Genomic DNA, 22,523 nt, shown 5'->3' on the forward strand with positions numbered 1-22,523 from the left:
TGCTTTTTTTGTGTTTTTAGACATTTTTTTTAAAGAAAACGCGACTTTTTTCATATTTTCGGGACATTTACCCTATTCAGGACCATTTGAAACGACTTTTGTCGAGAATTGTTAAGAGATTGTTTAGAGCGGCCTGATAGAATGGATCGCAGATATGATAATTGCAGTAATTAGAATTTAATTGTTTTTGGTCCGCGGGAAGGCAAGCGAAAGGAGAATGCGGGAGCTAAGGGAGCTAATAGAAACTGCAGCGAATCTTGCTACACGCCGGACAGGAAATGATGAACGAATAAGGGGGAGCATCACATTGTTAATAAGCAGGAGATTGAAGAAATATACCTCGCTAAGTTTGATTCTCAGCATGTTGTTGTCGTTAATACCCGGCTCCTTTAGTGGCCTGGCAGAAGCTGCGGGTGATGATTTTGAAGTAACGTTTAAGAACGGAGCGCATGTGGGGAATCTGAGCTACCCTGCAGAGAACGCCTTCGGTAACTTTTACAACAATATGGAAGAAGGCTTCGCCCAGACTGAGACGGACAAAGATGCCAGAATGGATTGGACAACCGGTGATATCTATGCCGGTCTCGATGATAATGAAGCAACGGTCACGTTCGAGGTTGACGTAGCCAAAAATCCGTTATTGAAGGCCATGGCGGAGAGCGGACAAGCAGAGATGATTACAGGTTTTGCGGTTCTGCGGCGTCACTCCGGGTTCCTGTGGACACGTCATTCGGCAATTACGGTGACCATCGACGGAAGGGATATTATCAAAGAAAGAACCGGCAGTAGCCAGAAATATAACAAAACGGCTACAGCCCGTATTACACCTACCTCCAAAATTAAAGTATGGGTATATGGTGAAGGCGATGACGACGGTGAAGCAGCAGGGGTACGGGGCTTCTATCTCAAGTTCCAGGATCTCAAGCGTCCCGTCATTGACAGCTATACCTTCACCGGCAACGGAGCAGAACGGCTGAACGAGAATATTAATCAGCAAGAGCTTTATGTCAAAAGAGATGAGAACATCACACTCAGCTACAATTTCAACGAGCCCGTCAGACCGGCTACGGTAGTGAAAGCAAACTCCGATTATTTCCTGCGGCAAAAGCTGTTCATTAATGATCCGGACACCGGACTTCCGGCTGCCGGACAGCAGCAGTATCTGCAGAATATTACCTTTAATGAGGACAATCTAACTACGTATCAGAAAACACTTTCCTATAGATATACCGGAGTTCCTTTTCATAACAGCGGCAATCTACCCCTGAAACCGCTAATTACCGGGGGGACTACCGGCGGAGCACCAATGGATCTGTCACTGGAGAATAAATTGAAAGAAGCCGTGCTCAGGGATGCGGCAGGGAATAAAGCTACTATAAATCTCAACACTGTGCCGAGCAAGAGCAGCAATGCCTGGCTGAACAATAAAAGCGGGAACCCGTTTGATTTCGATCGGGGCGGCTTCCGCGTTATCGTGGATGCGGTGCGTCCGAAGTATTCCAAGACTGCTAACGGCATTCAACCGGAGATTCTGACCGGTGTTACGCTGAATAAGGGAGATGTTATTGATTTCACCCTGCAGATGACGGAAGAGGCAATTGCCAAAACCGGCTGGGATGAGAAGAAAACCTTTATTCTTTTCAATAACGGAATGAAAGCCTATTATGTTGCAGGCAAGAATACAAGAAATTGGACCTTCCGCATGACAGTACCTGGCGGACTAACTGTGGAAACACCGTTGCTCAAGGCCGTTGCCGTATCTAATGATGCCAAGGGCGGCAGCTTGCCTATCAATATGGATACGGATGTAATCCAGGATTACGCAGGCAACCTGATGATTCAGCCCGCTAACTTCGATGGAACACATGAAGAGAAAATTGATCCTTACGGCAGTGACTTCTCGCTCGCCAACTCTAAGATAGACTGGGCGAACCTGTTCATCGACAATACAAAACCGATTATCGGATACCGGTTCGAGGCACAGGGCGCGAGTGATGTAGCCTATTCGAAAAAAGGTAAGGTAACGATCGATGCCAATGATCCTTCGATTAAAGTACCCCACCTTGATCCGACTGAAGCAGACCGTGGTGCAGAACGGCCGAGCCGCGGAATCTACCGGCCTTCGAATATGAGTGCGGAAGCATCACCTTCCGTTGGACTTGTCTACTACTGGTGGAGTCAGGATAAAGCGGATCCGTTTGCTTCTGTATCCGGAGACAATAACGCGGCACTCAAGCGTTACGCGCTCTCTGCCAAACAACCGTCGGAAGAGCTGTATCCCGGAGAATTCCAGAATGTACAGCTGTCGGTAGTGAATAACAAGACCAACCTGCTCTCTCCTCCGCCTGAAGCGTTCGAGGAAGGAAACAGCGGGGAATGGTACCTGCATACCTGGACAGCGGATATGACCTGGGATTCAGCCAGAGAATTGATGCAGTACGAGAAGAAAAAAGCTTATGTGGCGAGCCATCAGGCGCAGTATGATGCCTGGATTGCAGAAGCACCGGGTTCGAAGGCAGATAAAATCTTCTATGCTGACAATCAGGCGCTGGCCGCTGTTGGACAATACGGCGACCTGAGTGTCTGGAAGGTTGACGATTTCAAACAGGATGATTCCAACTGGACCCATGAAGTAGGTATCCTGAAGCTGGACAATCAGGGACCTGCCATTACAATGGCCGCCGAGGACAGCACCACTGTGCAAGCACTTGTAAAGGACCCGCATAGCGGCGTCAAGAGCGTGCAGTATCAATGGGTGAAGGACGGGGATTCACCACAGGACATTAAGTGGGCCGATACATCATACTCCGGGAATACCGTAACCCGGTCTACCTATGAGGATATTGATGAGGATGGCGTTTACTGGCTCTATCTGAAGGCACTCGATAATGCGGGCAACGAAACGGTCAAGACACCACAGGAAAAGGCGGTTGTCGTGAGTTCAGAGGCTACGATTCCGACGCAGTTCACACCGGAAGCTAATCCTGACTACGTTCGGAGTCATGATGTTATGTTCCAGATCAGCGGAGTGACCCCGGATTATGTGGGCTATGCCATCAGCAGCAGCTCTATTCATCCTGAGTCCGACAATGAATATAGAGGCCTTGAAGCAAGTACGGAGCTGATACAACCTCTGTCCGTGGACAATTCTTTAGGCAGCGGGGAAGAGACTCCCCAGCCTGAAGCTCCAGCAGAGCCGAATGCTCCGGCAGAACCGGAAGTTACGGCAAACATCGGACCAGTGGCTATCCTTAAGCTCCTGTCCGAAGGACCGGTTCAGCCTGAACTGACCCCGCTGGCGGCTGAACAAACTCCGGCACCAGAGAGCGGTGCCGAGCCGGCAACTACACCTGCTGCTTCAGCAGGCGCTACTGAACCGGCAGCAGATGCCGCAGCGGAGGCAACAGAAGATAACACGGATTCCAGGCTGTCAGCGATGGGACTTAATGCTTCTGTAAGTGAAGCCACCTATAGCTATGTTATTCCGGCTAAATCTGAACTGAACGGAACGCAATACATTCATCTTATGGTGAAGCACAGCGACAGAACGTATTACTATTCGAAAGCTTATTATTTTGACAATGAAGCACCAGTGGTGTATTTCAGCCCTGATGCTATTGCTTACCCGTTGCCGCAGCAGAAAACGCGGATCAGCGTGTCGGAATTCTATAGCAAAACAGGACTTGTCAGCAAATATAAATGGGTCAAACAAGAAACAGGTGCAGAAGTACCTACAGAGTCCTCTACAGAATGGAAGGACGTTCCGTCAGGCGGTTCGGTGTCCATAGACGACAAATCGCTGGACGCGGGACAAATTGCTGAATACCGGTTATATGTACTCGCGGTTGACGGGGCAGGCAACAGCTCTGTGACGGCAAGCGGAGGAACCTTCAAGGTATCAGCATCTTCCAAACCGGAGGCACCTGTATCCGATGCGAAGTCTTCTCTTATCTATCTGTCCGGTGATGCAAAGGATGGATACACAGCGATTGTGAAGCTGAGCCTCGAGACAGAGGACAAAACGGGATATGAATATTCGGTATCACCTGATAACGGTGCAAGCTGGATCAACTGGAAGCCTTATACCAACTTCGTAGCCGTGAAGGTTCCGACTGGTGATCCGACACAGCTGCAGGTGTGGGTCAAGTACAGAACACCGGGCGGGTTGATCAGTGAAGCGGCCAAGCTTGATATCGAAGGCGCTTCTACAACCGAACAGCCCGTCTATGCGCTTGCAACGCTCAGCGTGAACAGTCCGGTAAATGCCACGGTTGGGGCAGATATTGAGTTCACGCTTCCGCCGGGTATCCGCGTGATGCCTTCGAAGATTAACCCTTCGGTGCCTGTGCGGACCGGAAACTCATTCAAGATCTATGAGAATGGCTATTACAGCTTCGATCTGACCGATCTCGGTGATCCGGACCGGACAGATACCCTGTATCTGGTTGTAAAGAATATTGACGGTACGCCTCCAGAGGGAACGGTTGAATACTCGAACATGGAGCGTACGAACGGTAATGTGGTTGCTTATCTTCAGAGCACCTCTGAGCCTGTAACGATTACTAACAATGGCGGCAAAAATGCCTACACCTTCAAGGAAAATGGCACCTTCGTCTTTGAGATTAAGGACGCGGCCGGGAATACAAATACCGTCGAAGCCACGGTAAAGAACATTAACAAAGAAGCTCCGAAGGTGAAAGTGGTCCGTTCCTACCAATATGGCCTGAACGGCAGCAGCACCTTCAATACCGTGAAGGATAATAACGGCAATGTACTATTCTCCACCGGCACTACAGTAACGGTTGAGAAGGCAGATGCCTCGGCTAAAGCTATTAACATTATCAGTCAGGCCAAGAGCATTACACTGACTGAGAATGGAACAGCCTCCTTCACAGTTGTAGATGAGTACGGCAATACGACAGTCATTAAAGAGAAGGTTACGAATATTCTCTCCGCACCGCCTGAAGCTGATAAAATTGCCTACACCTTTGTAGATGCGGATGGCAAAGCGGTTCCGGCAGATCAGATTGTTACGATCGGCGGACAGAAATATGCCAAGGGTAAAGTGAAGGTTACGATTAGCGGCAGCGTCACAGCACCTAATAAAATGTTCTTCGGAGTAAGACCTATTGAGGGCGGAGCGGCGTATTCGAATCAGATCAGTAAAGCTGATGGAACGTTCAGCTACTCACGTGCCTTTGAGAGCAGCGGGTCAGCGGTAGTCGCCATCTCGGATCTTCTGGGCAATGTGAACAAGGTTCCGGTTACAATAGCGGGTCTTGATAACACACCGCCTGAGCTGACACTGAATAACGAAACAGCAGGTATTGTCCAGAACAAGAAGGACTTTAACTTCCGCGCAGATCTCGGCGGCTTCACAGTTTCCGATAATGTATCGGAAGCAGCGGGTGTGAAGGTATCGGTCAGCGGGCTGGATCTGAGCAAGCTTGGACGCCAGCGTGTAGCTTATACGGCGGTTGACCAGGTAGGGAATGAGACGGTTGTTTATCAGGATGTGGTGGTCGTGAAGGATGGCGGACTGCTGATCTTCGGTAACGATACCTTAATCTCGGCATCCTCCGGCGAGTCTGCACTGTTCAATACCAATACACTTACCTTTAAGGTATCAGGCTACAACAATATGAAGGTAGCCGGAGTAGACAAGGTCAATCAGGCAGGAACATTTGATATTCTGTATTACCCTGGTTTGTACCGCGAAGGACAGCTGAAGCTGGTGAAGCAGAAGCTGACTTATGACGAACTCGTGAGCAGTCAATTTAAAGTCACCTTCCCGAAAACAGGCTGGTACACGATTGTCGTGAGAACACAGGAGCGGGACCGCGAGTTTGCCACCTTCTTTATTGGCAACATGAAATAAATGAAAGATAAACAGGGGGAATACATGGTGAAGCTGCTCAAACGCGCTACCGCGCTCATGCTCACAATAATCATGGTATTTCTGTCCACCTCCGAGAGCTTTCATGCGCTTGTGGAGGCGGCCAGCAGTACAAAGACAACTGTTGTAGAGAATAACTTTATTAAGGTTACTGTGGATAATGAAACCGGACGCTACGGGATTCGGACCGTGGATGGCCAGCCCATCCGCAAGAATGACAACAACGTAAACTTGCTGTTCCAGGGAGATGATCCGGAAACGTCGTTCACGACGTTCCGGATTGACGGAACTGATTATATTTACGGGAATAAGTACAAGTTTGACAACAGTCATTATTCAGAGACTACTACACCCAAGGTGGTAGAGAATTCGAATGGCACGAAGCAGCTGGAGATGATCTGGAAGATTAAAGGCGTAGAGATTAAGCAGATTCTGATGCTCTACACCGACAGCAAGGATGCTGTCAATTCCGGAAATGTCAACATCCGCTATGAAGTGAATAACCGGAGCAATGCGCAGGTAGAGATCGGAAGCCGGATCCTGCTGGATACGATGGTCGGCGGTAACGACGGGCCGCAGTTCCAGATTGGAACAGCTTACAAGTCACCGCTGCAGGTAGAGCGGAAGCTGGTGCATAATCCGGAGGATAATGCCGGAATCCCTGAAGAGGACAGAGCTTACTTCAAGATTCCTTCTTACTGGGTAATGCGCGACAAGCTGGATTTGACTAATCCCCAGGCAACCAATGTCGTTGCCTATGGCTTCAATAACTTTGCCGAACAGAACATTAATATTGTGGATGAAATGATTGTCGGTCACTGGAACGGCCTGGCGAATACGAAATGGGATTATGAAGTACATCCCAACCTGGACTTCACCAGAGACACCAATGATTACGGCACGGCGGACTCCGCCGTTGCCTTCTATTGGAACCCGGATAAAGTGGCAGCCGGAGGCTTCCAGAGCTTCGAAACTGTCTATGGACTTGGAGAAATAACTGCTCCGGATAAAGTGTTCTCGATCCGCTATGTAGATCAGGTTCAACAGCTGGCTACGGCTGCGCTGGAACAAGGGGAGACGGTTCCGTCGAAGTACGTGGATAACGGAGTCTTCACGATCACAGCCGAGGTTGAGAATCTGCAGGCCTACAATATGGAGCACTCCAAGATCGAAGTGGAGATGACGCTGGAGAGCGGTCTCAGCTTCGTCAGGCAGGATGAGAGCGGCAAAGACGTCCTGGACGCAAATGGCAAGCCAGTCCTGGAGAATGACCGCAGCAAAATGCTGGAATTCAAAAAGTCAGCCTCTCCTGAGGAAGCTGCATTGGGAATTGAGCCGAAGTACAAGCCGGGTGATGCCATCACTGCGACTTTCCGTGTTCAGGCTAAAGGCAGACCTTGGCCGGTAACGCGGGATTACATGATTTCCGCGAGAAGCCCGGAAACACAGGGCAAGATTGAGGGCATTGAGGATGAAGGCATCAAAGCCCAATATGAGTCGAACCGTACAAACTTCATTCTGCTGCCGCCGGTAGGCGAAGCAACGGCTACGTATTCATACGCTCTGTCACCGGCAGAGCTGTATAGCTCAGATGTGAAATATCTGACTGTGAATCTGTCGAACATTGAAGCCTATAATACGGGCAATGCAACCACAGCACCGAACTTTGACCTGTACCTCAAGGATCTGGTATCCGGAAGCCGGTACAAGGTGAATGTGCAGGATGCAGTGGTTATGCAGCCTACAGACGATGGTTTCTCAGGTGCCATGCGGATTACTTACCGCGGCGGGGAACGGGTTGATGAAGGCGGCAATGTGCTGGAATCCGGACTGGGACCCGAGCTGCCGCTGGGTGAATACGCAGTGGAGATCGACTATAAAGGCGATGCGGGAGGCGACGAGGAAGTAGCAGCCCTTTACGATATTACTACCCCTCAATCCTTCCTGGTTACAGATAATGATGAGACGCGGATCCGTGAAGCCGGAGTTATGGCTGTGTACAGGGAAGCTGTGGATATCAGCGGCCTCGCGAACGGCGCCTCTGTAAAGGATGACTTGCTGGATCAGCTGAACTCGCTGTTCCCGGGTGAGCCATTTAAGAACGGCTCGTTCCTGTACTCTGCTGTCACCGAGTATAAGAAGACCAAGGCCTTGTTCGGAGCAGCCAGCAAGGCGGTTGATCCTGAATTTGATATCAGTGAATTCATGGATGATGAAGCGCTCAAAGAGACTCCGCTGTATGCCTACAAATTGTTTGCAACAGAAGAGGATTTTGAAGCCTTCCAGGAAGAAGCAGAATCCGAGGACCCGGAATTCGACCGTGAGGTTCTGGTTACGGTCCGCGGAATGATCAAGCAGGTCGGCACGGGTGATGAAGAGCAGGTCATCGTGGATACCAAGACAGAACCGGCAATTATTAATGATGCTGTTGCCTATACAGGCAAGGATCTGGCTTTTGTACGCGGCAAGCTGGACATCTTCGGAAACAGCCTTCCGGGCGATCTTCCCTTCCTGGATACCTTGTTCATCAAGGGTGACGGAACGCTCAGTGTAGCGAGCAGCGGCTTCGTCTTCCATAAGGGCGAATGGACGCTTGATTTCTTCAACGGCTTCTCCAAATCCCTTGGAGATGAGAACTACAATCCGTCCAAGGTGGAGACGCCAGAGGATGACGATGAAGAGGAAGAAGGCAGTAAGGAAGATAAAGGAAATGACGGTAATCCGGAAGACGACAGCCAGAACGGCAGTCTGAAATGGGCTATCGGCGGTGTGGGCGACAGACTGAATCCGCTGCGCCAGGTCATGATCGGGGATGTGTACTTCAACAAGCAGTCTTTGTTTGGGGCTCCAAGCTTCGCGATTGACGGCTTTGGCTTCTCCTTCAATGATTTCATTCTGAGAGAGAATGGGATTTCCTTCGGCGGCTCATTGTCCCTGAAGATCATTAACTCAGAAATTAAGAATGTCATATTCAACAGCGCAGGCTTCTATGGCGTAGATGCCTCACTCGGCTTCGATCTGAATCAGGAGATGGGCTTGTTCGGACCGGATAAGAAGAAAGACGCGGATAAGAAGAAAGGTCCGGATGCTCCCAGCGGTAAGGTTACCATCAAGCATGCCGTGCAGGGCGGCGGAGTTGGTAATGAATATGGCCTGGAGTTCGCGGCACAGCTGAAGAACATGCTGGGTGTGGAGATTGAATTCTCGCTCAAAAAGGTAAAAGACGGCCGGATTCTTCCGGATGTAATCGCCTTTGGGGCTGAATTGCCGGCTCCGGGTATTATTGTCACCGGTGCAACCTATCTGACCGCTGTACGCGGTGCAGTGCGCGAGCTGGCGGATACCATTGCCGGCGGTACGGCGCAGGACCCGTTCCCGCTGACGATTGAAGCTGGCGTAGGCATGCGGTTCGGGATTGCCCCGGCGTATTTCTTCGGGGATGTTGACCTGACGGTGAAGCGTACCGGCCTCAAGGTGGAAGGACGGCTTGACTTCTCCGCAGACGCAGAAGCTGAGAAGGATGACCGGCTTCCAATGCTCACCAAAGCGCTGCTTGAAGCGCAATGGGTGACTCCATGGTTCGTGCGGGTAGAGGCAGCTATGGATATCGGCGGCTGGGATATCATCATCGGTAAGGCGGGAATCTTCGTCGGACAGAATCTGGAGAAGAACCGCACTGACTTTGAAGGCTATATCGGCTCCAAAGTACAGATTCCGAATAGTGTACCGGTTGTCGGTGGAATGCCGCTGTCCAGTATGTTCCTCGGGGTCAACAATGATAAGGTATGGGGCAGTATCGGCATTCTCTTCATCTCGCTGGGTATTACCTACTACTGGAGCGGAGGCATAGAGTTCGGTACATCAAGCGATCAGCTGCCGGAAGGTATGATTCATCTCGTAGTGGATGATCCCGATAATGGACCGCGCCTGATGGTTATTGGTGAAGGTGTAGAGACTCTTGCCACTTCGGCCGCCCCTGCTGCTGAGGAAGAGAATCAGGAGATTATCTACCGTGAAGTAGCAGAAGGTGTGAAAATTGTTGAGAACGGATCGGTTAATGTCGGCGTAGGCGGCATTACGGTCAAGAACGGCGGCAGAATCCATGAGATTCCTATGGGGGCTGCAACCGGTAATGCCATTATCGAAATGGAATACAGCAGTAAGGATATGCCGGAATTTAAGCTGCAGGATGCAGCGGGCAAGGATTATCCGGTGGTATTCGAAACCTTTGCGAATCCGGACAAGCCTAATCCTAAAGCTAATGCTTTTACACAATATATTCCTGCAAGTGATGTATCACCGGATCCATCCAAGCTTAATGCTGAAGTGGATATCCGCAGAGCTTACATTATTATTCCTGAGAATGAAGCTAAGAAAGGCGGAACCTGGACGCTTACTGCAGTCTCGGCTGTAGAAACCAAGCTGATGAATGTTCCAACCCTGCCTCAGCTCAGCGAAGTGAATCTCGCGAAGGATAACTCGAATGTCAATAAATTCACGGCATCCTGGAAAGTAGCCAACGCAGCAGAAGGAGATACAGTGAATCTGTACCTGGCTGAAGATGCGGTAACCACTGAAAAGACTATCGTGGAAGGGCAAGAGGTGCTGTCACCGGGAGATCCGGGGATGCTGATTGCCAAAGATGTGCCGGTTGGCGCCGGCGGTTCTGTCAGTGGTGGCATAACCAGCGGCAGTACAGTAATTGATGTAACGAATGTATCGCTGATGGGCAATCCCGAGGATATCCGCGGGCTGCTCAGACAAGGCAATTATTATCTGCGGGCCGAGCTGAAATCCAGCGCAACCTTCGGCACGAAGACTTCACCGCAGCGATTCGAGCTCGTTGATCCGCTTGCACCGCAGGTTGTCAGTGACGTCTCGGTTGTACCTGCCGGTAACGGACTGTTCTCGCTCTCCTTCAAGCCGGGAGCCAAAAAAGCGGGACATAACGCTTACGAGCATAGCTTCGTCATTGATGCTCAGGTCCAAGTGAACGGCAAGCTGGAGACTTATTCTCCATTTGGCGAAATTTTGTACACCGAAGAAGAACTTCAGCCTTACTGGAATGCAGCAACCGGTAAATATGAAGGTATTCTGATCGGAGGCTGGAAGGCCCTATCCACTTCGGATGAAGTGAATACAACCAGCCTTGAAGGAACGGTTACGGATGTGACCAAGGTGAAGTATACCGGTCTGGAAGTTGGAACGGAGTATGTTGTCGGTGTCACTGCCGCAACGGTTCCAACTGAAGATGCGGACAAGAATCAGAACTATCACTATGCTGAGCACCAGAACAGCAGCAAGAAGCTGCTGCCGGTTCCAAGCCTGCCAAAGCTTACTGTGGCAAGCGGATCTGGTACCGTGCAGGATACCGGAAATTACATTAACCTGCTGACCAGTGAAACGAAGCAGAAGCTGACGCTCACTTCAGACCAGTCCAATGTGACGGTGGAGGTCTTTAATGCTGAGAAGTCCATCGGGTCGGTAGCTTTGACGAACAAGGCCGGCGGCGGAAGCCAAGGCGTTCTGAATCTCGACCAGTTCCAGACAGACGGACCGTTCGCTCTTGAACTGAGAGCCAGAAACATGACGACCAAGGATATCTCGGTCACGATGCTGTATATGACTGTAGATACGATCGCTCCGGTTCTGTATCTTGATCAGCCGGTAACGGGTGAACGTACCGCAAACGGCGCTGTTCATGTAGCAGGAACTACAACAACAGGAACTGTGCTGACAGCGAAATATACAGTGAACCAATTGCAGCCGGATGGCAAATACAAGGAAGTGGAGATTCCTACTACCCTTAAGGTGGACCCGCTGACGGGGGACTTTAATGGAACTGTGGAGATCAAATCCGATGAGCCTTCCGTGGCACTTAACATTGTTGCCTCCGATGAGGCAAAGAATCTGAACACAGCGGTTGTGGATATCACGAACGCTGGTTACAAGGTTCCTGTAGCACTGGTTTTGAAGGGAATGGAAAAGGACCTGGAGCCAGGGCAAACAGGCAAAGTTAAGGCTTATCTCAAGGTCTCGGATGGACAGGACGAGAATACCGGCAAGCCGAAATTCAAGGATGAGCCAATTGCAGATAAGAATCTGCAGAAATTGACTTATACAGTCGCCGTAGGCGATGCAGTGTCCTTGTCGGCAGAAGGCAGTGTTACGGCGCTTGCCACAGGCTCCAGCTTAATTGAAGCAGAGTATAAGGTGTCCGAGGGTGTAACGCTCAAAGGCATGGTTGCGGCCACAGTAGCCGTACCGAAACCAGAGAAGCTTGGTGCAATTCAAGCCAGCACTTCTTATATTTATGCAGACAGCAGCCGTACCAAGATCACCATTACTTCCTCCGGGGATATGACCGGACAGCAGATTGCGTATAAGGTTTATCGTTCCGGCGCTGTGCAGCCGGCCTTCGATGATAATGTCAGCTCTTGGCCGCTCCTTCCGCTGGACGGTATAATCAGCGCTTCATACGGTGATGTAATCGTGCTCGCTAAGCGGACATCTACCGATAAGCTGGTTAAGGCAGCGGGTCAGGTTACAGCAACTGTATGGTCCAGCAGCGGTGCTGGAACAGGCGGTGGCGGTGGCGGCGGTGGTGGTGGCGGAGCTGCCACACCAGGCGTAGTAGAAGAGCAAGCACCAGATACAGCCGCACAAGTAACTGTTAACGGACAGCCGGTTGTCACAGAATGGAATGGGCTTACAGCGGTAATCCGGATTACGGATAAAGAAGCCGCAGCGGGCAGCGATCTCACGGTTAGTTCCGCAGATCCGGCTGCAAAAGCATTCAGTATCCATGTAGATCAGAATGTTGTGAAGCAGGCCGTTGCAGCGAAGAAGAAAGTGATTATAGAGGTGCCGATGGGTCGTTTGGTTCTTGAACCTGAGAATCTTACCGCATTAAATGGTGAGCTTGTGGTGGGCATTGGCCAGAACAGCACTGCCGATCAGCAGGCCATGAAGACCATAGCCGATCAGCAGGGCTTCACGCTTATGGCCGCAGGACAGGGTGTTACGGTAACGGCTAACCTGCCAGCAGGCAGCTGGACACCGGCACTTGCAGCCAAGATCGCCATTCCTTCGCCGCTTGCAGCAAACGAAATTACAGCAATTGTGCTGAAGGATGCAGCCGGTAACTGGACTACTGTGCCATGGAAACTGGACAGCAGCGGTACGGCAGTGAATGTGCAATTGACCGGAGAAGGCAGCCTCTACTTCATCCGCAATCAGAAGATCTTCAAGGATATGCCTGCAGGCTGGGGCAAGGACGGTATTGCAGCAGCCTCCGCCAAGCTGTTCGTATTAGGCAAATCTGCAGATACCTTTGATCCGACCGGCAAAGTGACCCGAGCAGAGTATCCAACGATTCTGCTGCGCGTCGCAGGTCTGATGAACAAGCAGGCACCTTCTGCAGGCTTCAGTGATGTCGGCAGCAGCAGCTGGTATAACCGCAGCGTCTCCATTGCTGCACAGCTGGGTATTGTCACCGGATTCGAAGGCGGCAAGTATGCGCCTCAGGGTACGCTGACACGAATGGAAGCCATGACGATGCTGGGCAGACTGCTCACCCTTGTCAGCCCAGGCACTGAAATCAGTGATGCAGAAGTAACAGCAATTCTGGCTGGTTTCACCGATAAAGATAAAGTTCCCGCATGGGCAAGACAAGCAGTAGCATTGAGCATCAAGAACGGCATTATCCTTGGGGAAGGCAACAAGGTGAATCCGTCCAGTCCGCTTACGCGTGAACAGGCGGCAGCCATTGCTATCAGACTTGATCAATTGATTACAGCCAAGCAATAACAAGAATGTGCCCGTACCGCCTATTGTGGAGTGCGGGCACACTCTGCTGGGAATTCATAATACTATTTGGGTGGTGTCAAAATGGCTTTGAAGCGGAAATCAATTATAGGGTATTTAATAGCGCTGGCAGTGGTTGTCGTTGCGGCAGTTGCCGGCGGAATCATGGCTAAGGCTGATCCGCAGACCTGGGACAGCATGGCAAAGACCGAATGGTATATATCTACCAATGATACCTTCAAAATTGATAGTGAGGATAAGCTTGCGGGTGTTGCCAAGCTGGTTAATGAAGGCACTGGGAATGGTCTGCAAGGCAAAATTCTTGAAATTACGCGAGACATGGATCTCAAAAACTATCAATGGATTCCCATTGGTACAGCCGAACATCCATTCAAGGGTACTCTGATCACTGAGGGTGGTCTAATCAAGAAAATCTCCAATATGAATGTCGTTACAAATTTGTCCTATCAGGGTCTGGTAGGAAATATGGAGGGCGGGACAGTCGGCGGTCTGACTTTTGAAGGGTCTGGCTCCATCACTGTTACCGGTGTAACCTATGATGTATATGCAGGCTCTGCAGTAGGTAAAATGAGCGGCAGCAGCATCGTTTTCGATATTACCAACAATATCAGTATCAGCACTCACGCTTCTCCGTACCGCTCCTTCACGGGCGGAATTGTCGGAATGGGCGAAGGTATGATCTCTAACTCTATCAACAACGGAACCATTACGGCGCAAGGTTCAGCTGATATCGGCGGGATCCTAGGCTACGGCACATCCAGAGGCATCATCATCAAAAAAGTGGTCAATAATGCAGCAATTCTCGCACAAGGTACTGACAGTGCCGTTCTCACCACAGGCGGGATTGCTGGTCATACTACAGGACCGCTTAGTCTGAATGATGAAGATACTCCGATCATCAATAATGCTTCTGTCACCATCGCCGGCGGAAACCGGGTTGTGGCAGGCGGAATTGCCGGTAAAGTGGACAATACCGTAGTATTCTCTAACATGACTACCAATAAGGGTGCAGTTACGGTTAATGCACCTGCGGCAGAAGGCTCGGCAGCCGGAGCGATTGTAGGAGCAACGGGTACGGTGGTCAGTCCGGAGGTTGGGATTACGTTTGTAAATACCGCACCGGTAGTGAATAACGGCGGCAAGAATGTATACACAGGAGGAATTGCCGGATACACCGGCAGCAAATTCACCTGGACACATGCTTACATCAACACGCAGCCGATTACAGCTACAGGTACACAAAATGTATCCACTGGCGGATTTGTCGGACATGCTGCAGGCGGACTGGTAACCAGCAACGTTGCAGCAGGGGTGTTTGAGAATAAAGCGCTTGTCTCGGTTAACGGAGGAACAGGAATCTATACTGGCGGGATTGCCGGTTATGATGCCGGCGGGAATATAGGCCAGGCCTCCTCCACAGGTGCATTGAATGTAAAAGGGACAGCGGATGTATACACCGGCGGTATCGTAGGGTATGAAGCCGGCGGAACGATTACATCATCAGTAACAGGCAAAACCGCAAGCGATCTTCTGGCGATAACTTCGGATGGTACAATCGGCGGAATCGCCGGTTATCTGGAAGGTACCCTGAATGATTCTTCTGTTAAATATGCAACACTTCAGGTAACTTCTGCAGGCGGGATTGCCGGGGGAATTGCCGGTAATGCACAAGGAACCATGAACAACATAACTGCCGGAGATGCTTCCTCGGCAAGCTACAGCACGTTAATTCTGAAAGCTGTGGTAGCTGCTCCGGCAGACGGCCAGGATAACATCACGTTCGGCGGAGTTGTAGGCGTGAACACTAAGCCACTGGTTCTGACGGGTGGTAAGGCTGCCCGGATCAGCTTCCTGAATGAATCCGGCAAAAGCGGATATACCATCGGCGGCGCAGCCGGTAAGCTTACTGCGGATGCGGTAATCGGCACTGTCGCCGTGCCTGCGGAAGTACAGGATTTGCTGGTTGAACTGAAGGCCGACAAGGTCAGCTTCGGCGGCGGCGCAGGGCATAACTCGGCTGCCCAGTTCAACGGACACACGAGCCGTACTGAAATTAAAGCTACAGGTGCTTCGGTAAAAGCTGGCGGAATGTTCGGTGAGAACCATTCGGCAGCAGCGGCTCCGTTCAATCATGCGGAGAATGTAGTCATCACTTCAACGGGTGCGGATAACGTACTCGGCGGTAATACCGGTCTCAATACCGGTCAACTGGTTAACGCTACAGTTACCCGGCTGTCTATTGAGGCGAATGGTGTACGTGCTGAAGCCGGCGGGATTGCCGGACATTCAGAAGGACCGGCAGCTCCTGCTGACCGGGCGGGAATGAAGTCAGCTGTGCTGAATGTTCCCGGGTATGACCCGATGATTACGCTGACTGCTGTGGAATCCAAAGCAGGAGCGATCGTTGGGGCTGCGAAAACTACGGATATTACTAATCCGGAGGTGAACGCAGCGGATGACGCGCAGGCGTTCATCCAAGCGCAGGCAGCTAAACCGTCTGTCGGCGGCTTGGCGGGTACACTGGAGAACAGCGCTATCTACAGTGACAGCAAAATAGTGAACTTGGAAAACATGTTGATTCTGGTAGCGCCAGCCGCTACAGATGCCTATATTGGCGGTATTGTCGGCTACAATGAAGCCTCCAAGCTTGACCGTCTGGTAGGTACAACGGTTAATCTGACGATTAATGCACCACGCGCTACTGCAGGCGGGGTGGCAGGGTACAACCACGGTAGTTCTTCAGGAATTATTGCGAACAGTTATATAGGTGCTCTGAATCTGAAGGCTAACGCCGGAGCGGTTTCATCTTATATCGGGGGGATTGTGGGCTTGAATGATGCCCAGACAATTGATCCCGTATTGAATCCGGCCACAGCGGTTAGTACGATTCAGAATACGCGCACACTTGGAACTGTATCCGCTGTTTCACCTACTGCAATCGTGGGCGGGATGGTCGGCGAGAACCGCACTCTGATTGCCAATAACAGCATTACTGATAAAATCACAGTAATCTCCAGAGGCAATTCTTCCATCATCGGCGGCTTGGCCGGGGTGAACACGGCATCAGGAACTCTCTACTATACGTACTCCAATGCCAACTTGACCATTGAGGGTGTAGGCACACTGGCTGGCGGCTTGGCTGGTGAGAATGCAGGGGCAGTTCTCGGCTCCTATGTAGATATCGACGTTACAGGCAATGCAACTGGAACAGCAAGCGGTTCGGTCTACCTGGGCGGACTGATCGGCAGAAACACAGCCGGTACGGTGGAGCAATCTTATACCTCCTCCAAGGTTACGGCAAACGGCGTATATTCGAATGTTGGCGGTCTGGTCGGGGAACACTCCGGCGGTACCATCAAGAACTCTTATGTAGCCAAAAGTGTAGCAGCTGCCAAAGCCAATTCTTACGTTGGCGGTTTCATCGGCAGAATAACTAACGGTAAAGTGAACAATGTATACTCGGCGGCGGAAGTTACTGCTGGTTCGGGCGCTTATGCCGGCGGCTTCGCCGGACGTTATGACAATGCAAGCAAAGAGCTGCTCTACAAGTCTTATTACATTAAAGATGAAGCGCTCAACATCAACTCTGACCTGCCTGATTTCGCAGAGGGCAATCACCGCTGGCTGAATGTGCATGTGCGGCTGACTACGATCCTCTCGGAAACGCTGAAGGACAGAACGGTCTTCCCGGGCTTGTCAGGCTGGGACTTTGAAGGCGCATGGAAATATGGCTCGTTTAACGCAGTATACCAATATCCTGAAGTAAACCGTGCAGCCAATACCGGCGGTGATATCGGCAATGATGTCAATGCCAATATCAACTGGTACATGAAGGATAAGGATGCTATCAACTTCCAGATTACTACGGAAGCAGAGCTTGCCGGTCTGGCAGCAATTGTCAACGGCACGATTGCCGGAGCCGACAAATTCGACTTCACGGACAGAACCGTGACGATCATAAATCCGATCCATATCCAGTCCAAGCAGTGGGTGCCGATCGGCAACAAGGAAGCCAATCCTTTTGAAGGAACCTTCGAAGGAAACAATCACTTGATCGATGGCTTAACCTTGCAGCCGGTGTACACTCATTCCGGATTGTTCGGAGTCATCGGTACGAAGGCGATCGTCCAGAATATCAATCTGGAGCCGCTCTCTGTTGCCGGCAACCAGTATACCGGAGTCCTTGCCGGGATGAACCTGGGTACAGTGAACAATGTGGATCTTAAGCTGCTTGGCGGCGTGAAGGTCAGCGGCGGAATTGTCGGGGGGATGATCGGCAGCAACTCGGGCAGTATTACCGGGCTCCACCTTACGCTGGACGGCGGAAGCCGGATTGAGACGGTTGCTGACCACGGCATTGCCGGTGGACTGATCGGTGAGAATACAGCAGATTTCACAACCGGGACTTATACCATTAAGGATATAGACGGAAGCACCGGCAGCGCTGCTGATCATGCGATTGTCGGCGGACTTATCGGAGTCCAGACGGGCGATGTAACAGGTCTTGGGCATGAAGTGAATTCGCGGTACCGGGTTTCGGCTACGGGAATGGAATCCACTGTCGGCGGACTCATTGGCCAATTCACCTCGGGCCAGGCGAAGGATATTACGCTGACCTTCGCTGACGGAACGCTTGAAGCACGCGGACTCGGCTCGATTCTCGGCGGCATCATCGGCCAATCGGATGCCGGAAACAGCATCAGCAATGTCACAGTGACAGGCTTCGGAAGCGGTGTGCAGTTGACCGCCAACGGTACTGCCGGTGGTGTTGTAGGTGTTAAAGAAGGCAAGCTGGGCGGAATGTTGGCCCGGTCCATTGATCCGGGAAACAGCTTTGACATTGAACATGCAGCAGTTGAAGGCGTGAAGCTGTCTACTACGGGCGACAGCCTGAAGGCTGTTATCGGGGGGATTGCCGGATCGGCTGTCCATACGGCGATCCATGATGTCCGGTTCAATGCTTCTCTGCAGGCCGCAGGTGAAGAGATTACTGCGGGAGGTATCCTGGGAGAGAGTGTGAATTCTATCCTGTACCATGCAGAGGCATCACCTGATCTTCAGGTTGCAGCGAAGAACGGCGATGCAGCAGTCGGCGGGATTGCCGGAACAGTCTCTGCGGATGATATCCACCGGGGCTATGATTTCGGCAAAGCCTATCCGCTGTACAGCGGCATTTACATTGCCAAAGTTCAAAGCGGCAAGATAACGGTCACTGGAGCAGACAATAGTGCTGATCTCTATGCGGGCGGTGTGGCAGGCAAGAACGACAATGCCTCAATCTATAGTTCAGAGGTTGCTTCCGGGCTGAATGTAACCGGCGGCAACACAGTAAATGCAGGCGGAGTTGCCGGATACAGCAGCGGTATCATTGTAGATACCATCGTGAAGACCGGTCTGCATGCGGATACCAGCAGAGTGTATAATGCCGGCGGACTTGTCGGCTGGGGATCAGGCGGCGAGATTCATTACAGCAAGGTGATCGCCGGATCTGGACAAGCTCTGACGGTTGGCACAGCGTTAACGCTGGGTCAATCTGTACCGGCGACACATGCCGGCGGGGTAATCGGTATGGGGGATACTATCAAAATTACGCATACCCATACGGATATTCCGGTACAAATCACCGATACCAATCAGGACAATACCATCTATGCGGGCGGTTTTGCCGGACTTCTGGGTGATAATGGTACGCTTGCAGGACAAATTCAGAAATCCTATGCAGCAGGCAAGCTGAATGTCAGCGGCAGATTAGGCTCTTATGTCGGCGGCTTCGCGGGTTCTGTAGATCATTATTCGATTACGGACTCTTATGCTTCCGGTGACATCAGCAATACCGGCTTCGACACACGCAGCGGCGGTTTCGCAGCAGCGGTGGAGAGAAGCGGCAGCATCAGCAATTCTTACGCATTGCAGAACAAGATTTCTACAGTCGGAGTGAAGTCTTCAACCCGTTCTTACAACGGCGGCTTTGCCGGTTATAATGACGGGACTCTGACAGGCGTCTATGCCAATGTTCCGGAGATTTCCGTTAATGTAGCAGGCAATAACGTCTCTACAGGCGCACTGGTCGGCTATAACTTCCGGGACGGCAAAATTTCCGGTTCGTCGTATACGACAGGTACGCTTACGGCTGGACTGAAGGCAGTAGGCCACAATGCAGGTGCGGCGGCTGGCGCCGTGAGTTCAGCAGCGGTTAATCCGCTCAGCTCAGGCACATGGATTATGGATTATGATACCTCCTTCCTGAACGAACTGACAGACGGAACAATCACGGTTCAGACTCCGCTGCAGCTCTCGGGTGCAGTCATGTTCTATAACGAGACAGGCCTGAATTATTACAAGCTGTTCAACAGAACAGCTGACGACAAACCGGAGCTGGCAACCATCCTGCTTGGGGCGGATATTAATCTTGCCGGAAGCACTTGGACCGCATTCGACAGCTTTAAGGGAGTATTTGACGGTCAAGGCTATACGATTAGCGGACTTTCACTGAAAACCCCAGAGCAGCAAACAGCCGGATTCATAAAAGAAAACTATGGCCAGATTCTGAATGTTAACTTTACCGGAGCGGATATTTCCGGCGCAGTAAATTCCGGTATTGCTGCAGGGATCAATCACGCAGGTGCAGTAATCCGCAAGGTTAACGTCAGTGGTTCTGTAGCTGGCAGTGCCACGGCAGGCGGAGCCGCAGGTGTGAATCTAGGCCTCATTGAGAAGGCTGCTAATGACGGAGTGACTCTTTCGGGACAGGGCCGTAAAGGCGGAATTGCCGGACGCAACGCCGGAGTGATTCACCAGGCAGTGTCCAAAGGCAATATTGATGTTACTGCCACACTGGCAACCGGCGGCATTGCCGGTGAGAACAGTGCGGAAGGTACAATTTCTGAGTCGATTGTCTATGGCGATATCCATGTGGCTTCGGCCCAGGCTATAGCCGGAGGGATCAGCGGTCTGAACGCGGGAGAGATCAAGAACAGCTATTCTGCCGGGGCCATTTACGCAGAAGGAATGTCTACAGCATGGGCTGGCGGTATCGCCGGTCTGGCGGAGAGCGGAGCGATTACTTCTTCCCTGAATACCGGAGAAGTGAAAGCTGGAGTGAAAGGCAAAATTCTTCCGCTGCAGGCCTTCTTCGGAGGGATTGCCGGACAGAAGTCTGATCATGCAACCATCAGCCAATCCTTGTTCAACAGACAAATGCTGAAGAATAATATTGCCTTCTACAATCTGGATGGCCAAGCAGTGGCTGGCAACAGCAGCAGTGCAATGGGGCTGCTTGGCACAGAGCTTACCAGCCCGAATCTTCCAGCAGGTCTGGATGCCGGAATCTGGACAGCACAGAACACATTCTATCCGGTACTTCTGGCCTTTGACGGAACAGAAGAAGGAACTCTTGCTTCAGCGGCTGTTATACTGAACCCGCAGGATCTGATTAACCGTGTAGGTTCGGCATTCAGCTTGAGCGGCAGCGGAGCACTGGTATGGAGTGCAGATCCGTCCAAGGCTGATGTGAACGGTGCTGCAGGAAGCTTGAAACAGGGCGGCAGCGCAGTGCTGAAGGCAATAGCCGGAGGACAGAGCAGAAGCATTACAGTTAATGCGGCTGCACTGCAATACCCTGGCTCGGCAGCTGCACCAACTGCAACACCTGCGGAGCTGAGCTTCTCGACGGAAGTGAAAGTAGAGCTGACAACAGCGGAGCCGGACGGCCAAATTTATTACACGCTCGACGGCACAGATCCTACGGAAGCTTCTCAGCTATACAGCGAAGCGATTGTGCTGAAGGACAAGACGACTGTTAAAGCCGTCACCATTGTTCCGGGCAAAGAATACAGCAAGGTATCGGCCTGGACCTGGACGCTGTTAGTTTCCAGCGGTGGTGGAGGCGGCGGCGGTGGCGGTGGCGGTGGCGGTGGCGGTGCAGTTGTGCCGACCCCGACCCCAACACCAACTCCTGTTCCGGTGATTACCGCTATTGCCGGTACTACGACGGTGAATGGAGACAGTGAAGCTCCAGTGAAGATTGCCAAGAACAGCAAGCTGAAGCTGACAGCTCCGGAAGGGCAGACGATCTACTATACAACGGACGGAAGCACGCCGACAGTAAACAGCACGAAATATACCGGTGAGCTGTTGATTACCAAGACCATGACGATCAAAATGATCACAGATAAAAATGATACTGTGACTACCATTGAATATGTAGCGGAGAATGCCAAATACAGCCTGAAGAGCAATGCGGGAGAAATTAAGTATATCGCTGCTTATCCGAATGGTTTGTTTATGCCTAATGCAGCCATTACCAGATATGAGCTGATCCAATCCCTTGCTCCGCTGCTGGATATGGAAGACGTGAATGTAGGAAACCTGTTCAATGATGTAAGTGCAGGCAACGAGGCTTTGACCGGATTCTTCGCTTCGGCAGGCATTATTGAAGGCTATCCGGACGGCGGCTTCGGCGGAACGAAGGGCTTGACGAGAGCCGAGTTCTCCAAGATCATGACTACAGTGCTGAAGCTGGATGTTACAGATACCGGAATTACGAAGCAGTCGGATCTGAAGGGCCACTGGTCAGAGAATTATGTGAATGCCCTGTCCAAAGCAGGTTATGTGCAAGGCTTCCCTGACGGCACATTTAAACCGGGATCACCGATTACCCGTGCTCAGGCTGTAGTGCTGATCAACCGGATTGCCGGTACGAAGAAGCTGGCTGTAACAGCAGTACGCTTCAAGGATCTTCCGGCAACACACTGGGCTTACAAAGACATCATGTCGGTTGTGCAATAATTTGTAATTCTTT

Annotated in this window: 3 protein-coding genes; all 3 read left to right on the plus strand. The window is 51.4% G+C overall.

Features of this window, described 5'->3' with window-relative positions; genetic code table 11:
• The first annotated feature begins 307 nt into the window (after positions 1-307).
• The 3 genes from NSU01_RS11620 (at position 308) to NSU01_RS11630 (ending at position 22,510) form a co-directional block, all read left to right on the plus strand.
• Positions 308-5,878: a hypothetical protein gene (locus NSU01_RS11620; RefSeq protein ID WP_144026226.1), complete on the plus strand. Its 5,571-nt coding sequence runs from the start codon at positions 308-310 to the stop codon at positions 5,876-5,878.
• A 24-nt stretch (positions 5,879-5,902) separates the two neighbouring features.
• Positions 5,903-13,705 carry an S-layer homology domain-containing protein gene (locus tag NSU01_RS11625; protein ID WP_076248725.1) on the plus strand — a complete coding sequence of 2,601 codons (7,803 nt, stop codon included), beginning with the start codon at positions 5,903-5,905 and terminating at the stop codon, positions 13,703-13,705.
• An 81-nt stretch (positions 13,706-13,786) separates the two neighbouring features.
• On the plus strand, positions 13,787-22,510 hold the full coding sequence (locus tag NSU01_RS11630; protein ID WP_339303126.1) for a chitobiase/beta-hexosaminidase C-terminal domain-containing protein: 8,724 nt from the start codon (positions 13,787-13,789) through the stop codon (positions 22,508-22,510).
• Positions 22,511-22,523 lie beyond the last annotated feature (13 nt).

This window comes from Paenibacillus sp. FSL H8-0259 (assembly GCF_037963255.1).
GTDB classification, from domain to species: Bacteria; Bacillota; Bacilli; order Paenibacillales; family Paenibacillaceae; genus Paenibacillus_AQ; species Paenibacillus_AQ phytohabitans.

What these genes read in the sequence shown, in the direction of transcription:
- NSU01_RS11625 (WP_076248725.1), top strand. Translation starts at nt 5,903, where the DNA reads ATGGTGAAGCTGCTCAAACGCGCTACCGCGCTCATGCTCACAATAATC.
- NSU01_RS11630 (WP_339303126.1), top strand. Translation starts at nt 13,787, where the DNA reads ATGGCTTTGAAGCGGAAATCAATTATAGGGTATTTAATAGCGCTGGCA.